An 11,109-nucleotide genomic window follows, 5' to 3' on the forward strand; every position below is an offset into this window, starting at 1 on the left:
GCTGCTGGCCTTGCTGGGCGGGCTGCTGATCGACCTCGTGCCCAAGGGCGCCTACCTGATCGACGGCATCCTCGTGCTGCTCGGCCTCGGTCTGGCCTGGTTGTGGCGGGGCGGACTGACGCAGCCGTCGCAGGCCTTCGCGCTGGCCGTGGTGTGGATGGCGACGCTGGCCGGCACGGGCCTGGTCGCGGCACACTGGGGCGGCGGACGGGACTCCGTGTCCATCGCCGTCGTGCTGGGGGCGCTCGCGATCGCATGGATCGCGACGCAATGGTCGCCGCGTGTCGGCGCGGACCTGCGCACTGCCGGGTGGCGTGCTCGGGGGCTCGTCTGGACCGCCTGCCTGCTGGCCTGCGGGGTGGTCGCGGCGCTGGGCGGCGGCGCGTACATCGGTCAGCGGATGTCGACCGGGCAGCAGGACTTCGAGGGCCGCCTCGAGCACTGGCGCGTCAGCCTGGGCCTGCTCAAGTCCATGGACGAATGGCTGCTGGGCAAGGGCAGCGGGCGCTTCCCGGCGAGCTTTGCCAACGGCGGCCCGTTTGATGAGCGGGTCGGCGACTACCACCTGAACCCGGCGAGCTCCGAGGTGCCCGCGTCCGGCCTGCCCGGCGCGGAGCCGTCTCCGCGGCCGACGGTGACGCTGACCAGCGGCCTGCACCAGATGGGCAACGGCGAGATGTTCCGGCTCAGCCAGCGCGTGCCGGCGGTGGCCGGCGAGGTCGCGGCGACGGTGACGCTGCGCACGCAGTTCAAGACCCGGCTGCGCGTCGAGATCTGCGAGAAGTTCCTGCTCTACCCGCTGCGCTGCGTGGACCGTGAGACCGACGTCGAGCCGATGGGCGGCGCCTGGCAGCCGGTGCAGCTGAAGCTGGGCCAGGCGCCGGCCGAATTCGGCGGCCGCTCCTGGGCACCGAAGCGGCTGGTCGCGTCGGTGACGCAGAACTGGCGTGGCGGCGTGCTGGAGATCGCGTCGATCTCGATGGCCGACAGCGTGCACGGGCCCTTGCTGCAGAACGGCGATTTCAGCGACGGCCTGGCGCGCTGGTTCTTCACCAGCGATCGCAACCACATGCCCTTCCACATGAAGAGCCTGCCGGCGCATGTGCTGTTCGAGCAGGGGCTGTTCGGCCTCGCGCTCTGGACCAGCCTGCTGGTGACGGTGCTGATGCGCCTGACCTTCGGCGCGGGGCGGCACCATCCGCTGGCGCCGGCGGTGGTGGGTGGGCTGGCGGGTTTCGTGATCGTGGGGCTCTTCGACAGCCTCATCGACGCGCCGCGGATCGCCTTCCTGTTCTACGCGCTCATGGCGCTGGGGCTGGGCTTGCGGGCGTCGTCGCGGAAGTCGGGTCGGCCGGGGGACGAGGATTCCCGGCTGGAACTGGAGACCCTGCAGCCGGAGCTGGAGTCCGCGTTCGAGGATGCCCCGGAAGTCCGCCGCGCGATGGCGGCGGCGGGCGTGAAGCTCAAGGGTCCACCACGCTGACTGGCTGCCACGTCTGCTGGCCCTCACCCCCGCCCTCTCCCGCAAGCGGGAGAGGGAGTCCGATCGGCTCTACTCGCAGCGCTGGCTCCTCTTGCCCCCTCTCCCGCTTGCGGGAGAGGGCAGGGGTGAGGGCCAGCGGCGGTGGAAGTACGCCGAACCGCTCCCTCGTCACATGCCCTTGAACAGGTGCGTATAGCTGCGGCTGACTTCCAGCTTCTCATCGAGTCCGCGCACGCCCACCAGCTGACGGCCGCGGAAGTCGCGCCCGATGCCGTTGATGGCCTTGACGTTGACCAGCGTCGAGCGGTGGATCTGCCAGAACAGCTTCGGGTCCAGCTCGTCGACGAGCTCCTTGATCGGCTTGCGGATCAGCGCCTCGACCGTGGGCGTCTGGACGCGGGTGTACTTCTCGTCGCTGATGAAGAACAGCACGTCCTCGACCGGGATCATCTGGATGGTCTGGCCGACCGAGGCCTGGATCCACTGCAGGTACTGCGGCGAGCCGCTGGTGTTGTTGACCCGGGCCGACAGCGAGTGCAGCAGCTGCTGCAGCGTGCCGGTGCTCGGGCCCTCGGGTTCGACCTCGCCGCTGCGCAGGGCCAGGCGCTTCTTGATGCGCTCGACGGTGACCAGCAGGCGGTCGCGCTCGGCGGGCTTGAGCACGTAGTCGCAGACGCCCTGCTCGAAGGCCTCGACCGCGTACTGGTCGTAGGCGGTGATGAAGACGATCTCGGGCAGGGACCAGTCGTCGTCGTCGGGCAGCTGCGCGATCTGCTTGGCCGCCTCGACGCCGGTGAGGCCCGGCATGCGGATGTCGAGGAAGACCAGGTCGGGCTTGTGCTCCTTGACCAGCTCGACCGCCTCCAGGCCGTTCTTGGCCTCGGCGACGATCTGCAGCTCGGGCCAGACCTCGGCGATGCGGCTGCGCAGCTGCTCGCGCATCAGGCGTTCGTCGTCCGCGAGGATGGCGCGCGGGGCTTGGTGGGTGTCGGCGGTGTCGCTCATGGGAGGCGATGTTAGGTCAGGTCAGGTCGGAGGCGCTTCAGGCGTGCAGGGACGGCTCGCCCGGATGGGACGCCATGGCGGGGCCCGGCTGGCCGGGCTGGGCGGGCGGCATGCGGGGCGCCTTGCGCGGCTTGTCGCGCACCAGCAGCCAGACGACCAGTCCGATGAGCAGCAGCGGCGAGCCGACCACCGCGCCGACGCTGGCCAGCGCGGCCAGGGCCACCAGGGCGATCGCGCCCAGGATCAGCAAGGGCAGGCCGAGGCCGAGCAGCAGCACCAGCGGCACGACCAGGCACAGCACGACGAAGGCGATGACCAGGCCGATGCCGGCGCCGAAGGCGTCGGCCAGGCCCATGCCGCTGAGGATGACCTCCTCGCCGTCGACGCTGAGGTGCACGCCCGGGACGTCGCCGAGCAGGTGGATCAGGCCCCAGCCGAGCAGCAGCGCGCCGGCGACGAGGACGAACCCGAGGACGAGCAGGGTCTTGAACAGCGTTTTCATGCGTGTGCTCCTTGTGTGCCTGGCGAGCCTGGTTCTGGCGCGTGGTGGGAGGACGTCCGGTAGGGGACGGTGATGATCACGACGGTGCCGGACGGCTGGTTCTCGGCGACGGTGACGCTGGCGGCCTTGCCGTAGAGCAGCGAGAGGCGTTCGCGGATGTTGGCCAGGCCGACGCCGGTGCCCGAGGTCGCGGCGCGGCCGAAGCCCAGGCCGGTGTCGGCGACGGTGACCTGCAGCTTGCCGTGGACGATCTCGGCCTTGAGCAGCAGGCTGCCGCCCTCGGCCTTGGGTTCGAGGCCGTGCTTGATGGCGTTCTCGACCAGGCTCTGGATCATCATCGGCGGGAACTCGGCCGACAGCAGGCCGTCGGGCACCTCGATGCGGGAGACCAGGCGCTCTTCCATGCGGACCTGCAGGATCTCGAGGTAGGGCCGGATGACGGCCATCTCGCGGCCCAGGTCGCGCACGCCGCCATTGGCGTTGGCTTCGCGCATCGTCGGCATCGAGGCCCGCAGCAGCGCGATCAGGTTCTTCTGCATCTGCGAGGCGCGCGGCGGGTCGGTCTCGATCAGGTGGTCGATGGAGGCCAGTGTGTTGAACAGGAAGTGGGGCTCCACCTGCGCCTGCATCGCGGCCATGCGGGCCTCGACGACCTGGCGACGCAGCGACTCGGCCTCGGCGGTCTCGGTGGCCTTGGCGGCCTTCACCTCGGCCTGCAGGCGACCCTTGTAGGTGGCCTTCAGCAGCGCCGAGGCGAGCACCACCAGGACGGCCAGCTTGTCGAGGAAATCACCCAGATGCACGGTGCGATACCGCGTCTTGCGGGAGGTCTCGCGCTGGACTTCCTCGAGCTCGTCGCGGGCCTCCTCGGCATCGGCCTTGGCCTGGCGGGCTTCCTCGGCGGCGTCCTCGAGCGCGCGCTTGGCCTCGGCGGCGGCGGACTTCACCGCCTCGCGGATGGCGTCACGCTGTTTTTCGTTCGGGATGCGGATGTCGACGGAAGGCAGGTTGGGGTCGACGGCGCCCTCCGCGCCGGCCGCGGAGGCGGCGCTGGCAGCGGCGGCGATCGGATGGCGCGGCACGATGCGCACGCCGCGGCTGTCGATCTGGACCTCGTAGCGCAGGCCTTCGCCCTCGACGGCATCGGAGGCGCCGTGGCCCGACTGGGAGCCGGCCTGGGCGGATTCCTCGGGCTGGGTGGCCTTCTCCACCTTCTTCTGCGCCTCGGCCACCTTCTTCTCCACTTCGGCGGCGCGCTGCTTCTCGCGGCGGTCGCGTTCGCGATCCTTGTCGCTCTGGCGATCGCGGCCCTTGGGCGAATGGATGGTTTCGGTGGTTTCGACCGGCAGTTGCCAGCTGAAGGAGAAGGGCGGCAGGGTCTGCAGGATGTTGGCGCCGATGACGAGCATCACCGCCAGCAGCGTGAAGCGCTTCCAGGTGATGGACACCAGCCAGCTGCCGTAGGCGTGGAAGACCTGCTCGGCAGTCTTCATGAAGCTCTGCCAGCGCTGGCGCGGGGTGGGGGAGGCGGGAGTCGGCGCGTTCATGGGAGGACCTGTCGTATGGCTCGCACTTTACGCAAGACCCCGAGGTCCCCGGGGCGGCGGGCGACGCGCCGTGCGGACGGCGGGATGGACTGCACCGATCGGCGACAGGCCGGAGGTCGACAGCGCCTGGCAGCGAGGCTGGATCAGTCCTCGACCGACCGGTAGTCGTGATTGGTCAAATTGCCTGCGTGCAGTTGTTCACGGGTGACGTCCGGGCGGCCGTCGGCGATGGACGATAGACGTCTTTCGCTTGGCGCTCCGCAGCGTTTGGCGACCCAGAAAGCTCAACGCCACCCGAGGGTGGCGTCTTGCTCTACTGCTGCTGCGGGCATCACCGGCTTTGGAACCTGCCAAGAGGTGCGGGAGTGGGATCCGCAGTGCCTACGGGGCGGGAGAGTAGCGAGTTGAACTTGACGAGTCAAATCCTCCCACGATCGCAAGCGACGCCATTGACGATCTCGTACTCCGCGGCGGTCTCGCCTGCGACGGAGGTCCTTGAGCGCTTGTCCGCTGCTCGGATGGCGCCGTACGGTGTAGCTTTTGTGCCGGCGTCGGACGCTGCGGCCTTGGGCTGCTACCAATGGGCGCAGGCGCTCAGCGCCAGCATTCATCCCTTCGTCGGACTGCTCGAGGTCGTGCTGCGAAATGCGATCCATCGCACGCTCTCGATGCAAGTGTCGGCGCAGTCCAGCCCATCCTTTGCCTGGTACGACCGGGCGGTGCCTGGCGCGATCCCGTTGAAGGGAAAGTCACTCGAGCGAATCGAGTCCTTGCTGTCCGAGGGCAGCCCACCCATGCGCAGGCAACTCCAGCCGTCGCCGGACGCTGTTGTCGCCAGTTTGTCTTTTGGATTCTGGCCGAACCTGCTGGAAGGTTTGTCGAATCGACATGCGCCAAGGACGTTCACGGACGTCTTCCCGCACCACCCGCATTCGAAGCCACCGTATTGGAGCCGTGACGTCAACCGGCAATCCGTCCTGCTCCGGGTGAAGCGCCTTCAGCAGTTGAGGAACCGGGTCTGCCACTTCGAACCCATCTGGAAGTCGCATTGGTTCGCGAGCGGCCATCAGCGCGGCCGCCATTGGAGCCATGCAGTGGCAGCGTTCCGCCAGTTCCATGAGGAACTGCAGCAGTTGCTGGCATGGATCTCGCCGGAATGTGCCGCGGCCTATCGGACCTCGTTCGGCTGGGATTGGTTCAACAAGCTCTGCACGACGCATGCGGTGACGGCGTTCATGGAAGACCAAGCAACCAGCGCGCGTCTGATGTCCATGGCTGCAGGGATTCCCGTCGGCGCGCCCGTTTAGCCCCGCCACAAGGACGAAAGGCCCGCTTCCGCGGGCCTTCCGGCATTGGTGTGACGTATTCCCGGGGGATTACTGCTTCACGGCCTCGACCTGGACGATGACCTTGATGTCCTTCGAGAAGCCGTACTGGATGCCGTAGTCGACGCCGAAAGCGGTACGGTCGAAGGTGGTCTCGAAGTCGCCACCGCAGACTTCGCGCTTGAGCATCGGGTTCTCGTAGCAGTTGAAGTTGGTGGCCGTCAGGGTCACCGGCGCGGTCTTGCCCTTCAGCGTCAGCTGGCCGGCCACCGTCGCGACCTTGTCACCCGAGAAGGTGAACTTGTCGCCGACGAACTTGGCCGTCGGGTTGTTGGCCACGTCGAAGAAGTCCTTGCTCTTCAGGTGCGTGTCGAACTGCGACGAACCGGTGCTGATGCCGTTCATGTCGAAGGTGATCTCGACCTTGCCCGACTTGCCGGCCTTGTCGAACTGCACGGTGCCTTCCTTCTTTTCGAAGCGGCCGCGGTTGGTCGAGGTGCCGAAATGCTTGATCTCGAACGTGGCGTAGGTGTGCGTCGGGTCGATCGCGTAGGTCGCGGCTTGGGCTTGCGCCAGGCCGGTGACGGCGATCAGGGAGGCGAGCAGCAGGGCTTTCTTCATCATGGTGGTGGGTCCTTGTCGACCAGGGGTCGCAACAGTGGTGGAAACCGCGGCGGGTACCGCGGTGGAAAGGAACCGGGCGAAGGACCCGGACCGGTTGGAAAGAATCGGGGGAGGCTGGTGATCCGCGGCGGCGTCGGCTTACAGCGGCGCCATGCCGGTGATGGCGAGCTTGAACTTCACCTGCACGTCGTTGGCGACGATGGAGGTGTCCTTCCATTCGCCCTCGCCGATCTTGAAGTCCAGGCGCTTCATCGCGAAGCTGCCGGTCGCGGTCGTCGTGCCGCCGGCCTGCGCCAGCGCCACCGGCACGACCACGTCCTTGACCTGGCCCTTGATGCTGAGCTTGCCGGTGGCCTCGAACTTGCCGCCGCCCAGCGCCTTCAGGGCCGTGCTCTGGAAGGTGGCGGTCGGGATCTTCTTGGTGTCGAACCAGTCGGGCTTGACCAGTTCCGCGTCGGTGGCGGCGTCACCGATGGTGGCGCTGCCCAGCTCGATCGACAGGGTCACCTTGCCGGCCGCGGCGTTCTTCGGATCGAAGGCCAGCTGGGCGTCGAACTTCTTGAAGTGGCCGTCCACCGGCACGCCCATCTGGCGGAAGGTGAAGGCGATGTCGCTCTGCGCCGGCACCAGCTTGGGTGCCGCCGTCGCTGCCGCAGCGGCGGGCGCGGCCGCCGGCTTGGTCTGCGCCATCGCCGGCGCGACCAGGAGGAGGGCGGCGCTCAGCACCGACAGCGCGGTGATCGAGAGATGGGTGGCCATGCGTGCGGTCATGAGGTCCTCGGCGAGTCTTGTGAAGCGAGTCTGTGAAGGGGACTTGAAGCCCGGTGGGGTCAGGTGTTGTTCCGGTCGATCCGGGCGGAGCGCTCAGGCGCGGCCCGGGAGCATGCGCCGCAGCAGGCCGTCCTTGTCGAGGACGACATGCTTGACCACGGCGCCAAGGTGGGCAAGAACCAGCAGACCCAACCCGTAGGCGAAGAACTGGTGCAGCTGCTTGAGCGATTCGGCGAGTTCCTTGTCCTTGCCGACGAAGTCCGGCAGCGGCAGCACGCCGAACCACACGATCGGGAAGCCCGCGGCGGAGCTGTAGGCCCAGCCGCTCAGCGGCACCGCGAAGAAGGCGGCGTAGAGCAGCCAGTGCACCGCGTGCGCCCCCAGCTTCTGCCAGCCGGGCATCGGCAGGTCCGCCGGCGGGCGGTGGGTCAGGCGCCAGAGCAGCCGCAGCGCCGACAGCGCCAGGATGGTCACGCCGGCCCACTTGTGCCAGTTGAAGAGCTTCAGCCGCGTCAGCGAGAACGGCAGGTCGGACATGTACCAGCCCACCGAGAAGGCGCCGATGATCGCCAGGGCCAGCACCCAGTGGAAGAGCATCGCCACGACGTCGTACCGGGTCTTGCCCACGGGCGTGACCGTGGCTGCGGCCAGGGGCACGGGCGTCGCGGAGGACACCGGCGGCATCGGCCTGGCGGCCGAGGTCACAGCCACGGCGGGCGCGGCGGGATCGAGCGTCTCGGCGGGCAGCGTGGGCTGCTGGTCGGGGTCGTTGTTCTGGTTGTCGTGGGCAGTCATGTCGGGCTCGCGTCCTTGGGAAGACCTGGGGCGTCGGGAGGTCCGGAATGGGATGAAGTGTCAGCGTGGGCTATCCATCGTCGGTTCACCGGAACTGAGGCCACTGTTCATCCAATTTGAATGGGAGGCCCGGTCACGCTTCACAGATCCGTCATCGGCGGGGTCGAGACTGGCGCCCGCTCCGCCCTTGGAGCGATGGCTAGGAGTTGCCATGGACCTGATCGCCAAGATCGAGGCGGTGTTTCACCGCCGCGGACACCTGCAGTACGGTGACGAGCGCCGGGAACCCGTCACCGCGCTGGAGCACGCGCTCCAATGCGCCCAGCTCGCCGAGTGGGCGCACGCGGAGCATAGCCTTGTAGTCGCCGCGCTGCTGCACGACATCGGGCAACTGATGGACGGTGGTTCTGCCGCCCCCCTGCGGGACGACGAGCACGAGTTGACCGCCCTGCCGCTGCTGCGCGCCGGGGGGCTGGGGCCGGACGTGGTGGAGCCGATCCGCCTGCATGTCGCCGCCAAGCGCTACCTGGTGAGCACGGACCCGGCCTACGGGCCGAGCCTGTCCGACGCCTCGCGCCACAGCCTCGCGCTGCAGGGCGGCCCGATGAACGCGGAGGAGCGGCTGCTCTTCATGGCCCACCCGCAGGCGAGCGCCTCGCTGCAGCTGCGCCGCTGGGACGATCTGGCCAAGCGGCCGGGCATGCGCACGCCGCCGCTCGCCTACTACCTGGCGCTGCTCGAGGAACTGCTGCGGGACCAGCGCGCGCCGGAGCGGGTGCGCATCGCCTGAGACGGAAGGGGACGATGTCAAAGTCTGTCTCCCTCTTGAGGGGGATATCGGACCCCCGGCCCGCTTTGCATACTGGATCCTGATCGCTCGCTGCCTGGACCTCAGCGATGTGATCAAGGGGAGGAGTGCTATGCCGACCTACCAAAGCCCGCAAGGGTGGCGGTGGTCGGCATAGTTTTATCTGCGTGGCACGTTGCGACCGCTTGGGCGTGAAGGGAATCGGCAAGATATATTGCCCGCCCAGAACAAGCTTTACACAACCCATGCAGTTCCCTTCGCGGCAGCGGCCAGGCGCTGCCTGTTCCGGTCATGGCGGGTGAGCGCAGCGCCGAGCAGGCGAGCGTCGAGCTCGAACTGCTGCGCCTGATCGGCAAGCAGGGCCGTCGCGTCCCCTACCCGGTGAGCATCGCCGCGCTGATGATGGCGGTGATGGCGGCCAGCGTGATGTCGCCCTGGCTGGCCTACGGATGGCTGGCCGTCGTGTACGCGGTGCTGGCGACGCGCTGGGCCGTGCTGGGACGCCTGCCGGAGATGCAGCACCGCCCGCTCGAGCAGCGCATGGACTGGGCCGTGTGGCTGAGCCTGGCCAACGGCCTGGCCTTCAGCGCCTCGCTGATCGCGGCGCCCCACCTGAACGATTTCCAGCGCATGGTGCAGACCATCGTGCTGCTGGGCCTGTGCGCCGGCGCGGTCGCGACGACCGCCGGGCACCGCGTCGTGTTCCAGGTCTTCCTCTGGCCGGTGACGCTGGCCACCGCGCTGTCCTGGGGCCTGTTCCACGAACCCGGCGCGGAGCAGCGCTGGCTGGACTGGGTGCTGTCGGCGCTGATCATCTTCTTCGGCCTGATCCTGACCGGCCTGGCGCGCGACACCTACCGCGTGTTCGCCGAATCCGTGCTGATCCGGCTGCAGCAGAACAAGAGCAACCAGCAGCTGCGCCAGGCGCTGTCGCAGGCGGAATCGGCGATGGCGGCGAAGACGCGTTTCCTCGCCTCGGCGAGCCACGACCTGCGCCAGCCCATGCACACGCTGTCGCTGTTCGGCGCGGCGCTGGACAAGCGCCCGCTCGACGACGAAGGCCGGGTCATCGTCACGCAGATGAACCTGGCGCTGCATTCGCTGTCCTCGCAGATGGACGCGCTGCTGGACATCTCCAAGCTCGACGCCAACGTCGTGCCGGTGAACAACCAGATCTTCGCCCTGCAGCCCTGGCTGGGCCGGCTGCAGCGGGAGTTCCAGCCCTCCGCGCTGCGCAAGCACCTGCTGCTGCGGCTCGACTGCCCGCCGGAGGCCTGCGTCGAGAGCGACCCCGTGCTGCTGGAGCGGGTGGTGCGCAACCTGATCGACAACGCGCTGAAGTACACGGCGCGCGGCGAGGTCGCGATCGAGGTCAACCGCGGCCAGGACGAGGAAGTCTGGCGCCTGTCGGTGCGCGACACCGGCATGGGCATCCCGGAGCACGAGCAGCAGCGGATCTTCGACGAGTTCTACCAGGTCGGGAATCCGGAGCGCGACCGCGCCAAGGGTCTGGGCCTGGGCCTGTCGATCGTGACGCGGCTGGTGGACCTGCTGGACCTGCACCTGGCGCTGCGCTCGACGCCGGGGCATGGCTCGAGCTTCATGCTGAACGTGACCGCCGCCGACATCGCGCTGGTGCGGCCCGGCTCGACGCCGACGCAAGGCCCGGCGCTGCCGCCGATGCGGGTGCTGGTGATCGACGACGAGGAGCCGGTGCGGGTCGCCATGCATGCGCTGCTGAGCGCGCACGGCTGCCAGGTGCTGCTGGCCGGCAGCACGCGCGAGGGCCTGCTCAAGAGCATGGGCCAGCAGCCGGACCTGCTGCTGACCGATTTCCGGCTGCGCGGCGGCGAGGACGGCATCAGCGCGGTGCGCTCGCTGCGAAGCGCGTTCCCGGGACTGCCGGCCTTGATCGTGAGCGGCGACACTGCGCCCGAGCGGTTGCGGGAAGCCCACGAGGCGGGACTCACGCTGCTGCACAAGCCGGTCACCGAAGACTTGCTCATCAACGCGATGCAGGCCGCGCTCGCCGAATATCGAAGGGAGGGTCCTGATGTCTCGCCCGTTCGAGGAGGCGCCGAAAGTCCCGTCTGACGTCCCGTCGGACGCAGCCTCTGGCGCAGCGTCCGAAGCGCCGTCCCACACGACGTCCCACGCGCCGCCCGATGGCGCCGACGCGCGGCGGCCGAGACCCACGGGCACGCGCTGGCTGTCACGGCCGCTCGAGGACTGGATGGCCGAGCGGCTGA

At 68.6% G+C, this 11,109-nt stretch carries 10 protein-coding genes; 4 read left to right on the plus strand and 6 right to left on the minus strand.

Annotated features, from left to right (window positions below; translation table 11 throughout):
• A partial coding sequence (locus tag VF536_RS15490) for a hypothetical protein (RefSeq protein ID WP_331615759.1) occupies positions 1-1,483 on the plus strand: 1,483 nt, incomplete at its 5' end.
• Positions 1,484-1,651: 168 nt separating this feature from the next.
• Here the strand turns inward: VF536_RS15490 and VF536_RS15495 are convergent.
• From VF536_RS15495 to VF536_RS15505, 3 genes are read right to left on the minus strand one after another with little or no spacing between them, the layout of a single operon-like run.
• Positions 1,652-2,488 carry a LytTR family DNA-binding domain-containing protein gene (locus VF536_RS15495; protein WP_331615760.1) on the minus strand — a complete coding sequence of 279 codons (837 nt, stop codon included), beginning with the start codon at positions 2,486-2,488 and terminating at the stop codon, positions 1,652-1,654.
• 37 nt (positions 2,489-2,525) lie between these two features.
• The gene (locus VF536_RS15500) at positions 2,526-2,990 is read right to left on the minus strand and encodes a hypothetical protein (protein WP_331615761.1); all 465 of its coding nucleotides are present in this window, start codon (positions 2,988-2,990) and stop codon (positions 2,526-2,528) included.
• Positions 2,987-4,537 carry a sensor histidine kinase gene (locus VF536_RS15505; protein ID WP_331615762.1) on the minus strand — a complete coding sequence of 517 codons (1,551 nt, stop codon included), beginning with the start codon at positions 4,535-4,537 and terminating at the stop codon, positions 2,987-2,989. Before VF536_RS15505 ends, VF536_RS15500 begins: the two co-directional genes overlap by 4 nt.
• Before the next feature lie 449 nt (positions 4,538-4,986).
• Between VF536_RS15505 and VF536_RS15510 the strand changes: the two genes are divergently transcribed.
• On the plus strand, positions 4,987-5,844 hold the full coding sequence (locus VF536_RS15510; protein ID WP_331615763.1) for a hypothetical protein: 858 nt from the start codon (positions 4,987-4,989) through the stop codon (positions 5,842-5,844).
• Between the two features lie 69 nt (positions 5,845-5,913).
• On the opposite strand, the gene VF536_RS15515 is transcribed toward VF536_RS15510, so the two are convergent.
• From VF536_RS15515 to VF536_RS15525, 3 genes are all read right to left on the minus strand, one after another.
• A complete protein-coding gene (locus tag VF536_RS15515; RefSeq protein ID WP_331615766.1) occupies positions 5,914-6,483 on the minus strand; it encodes a YceI family protein in 570 nt (189 codons plus the stop codon).
• A 141-nt stretch (positions 6,484-6,624) separates the two neighbouring features.
• On the minus strand, positions 6,625-7,176 hold the full coding sequence (locus VF536_RS15520) for a YceI family protein (RefSeq protein ID WP_331615767.1): 552 nt from the start codon (positions 7,174-7,176) through the stop codon (positions 6,625-6,627).
• A gap of 174 nt (positions 7,177-7,350) precedes the next feature.
• Complete coding sequence (locus VF536_RS15525) at positions 7,351-7,941, minus strand: cytochrome b (protein WP_414710389.1); 591 nt, start codon at positions 7,939-7,941, stop codon at positions 7,351-7,353.
• A gap of 322 nt (positions 7,942-8,263) precedes the next feature.
• On the opposite strand from VF536_RS15525, the gene VF536_RS15530 reads away from it, so the two are divergent.
• Both VF536_RS15530 and VF536_RS15535 read left to right on the plus strand, forming a co-directional pair.
• Positions 8,264-8,842 (plus strand): HD domain-containing protein, encoded by a 579-nt coding sequence (locus tag VF536_RS15530; protein WP_331615764.1) that lies wholly within the window; start codon positions 8,264-8,266, stop codon positions 8,840-8,842.
• 309 nt (positions 8,843-9,151) lie between these two features.
• Complete coding sequence (locus tag VF536_RS15535) at positions 9,152-10,954, plus strand: hybrid sensor histidine kinase/response regulator (protein ID WP_331615765.1); 1,803 nt, start codon at positions 9,152-9,154, stop codon at positions 10,952-10,954.
• Positions 10,955-11,109: the final 155 nt, after the last annotated feature.

Source organism: Roseateles sp., from assembly GCF_036486225.1.
Lineage (GTDB): Bacteria > Pseudomonadota > Gammaproteobacteria > Burkholderiales > Burkholderiaceae_C > Roseateles.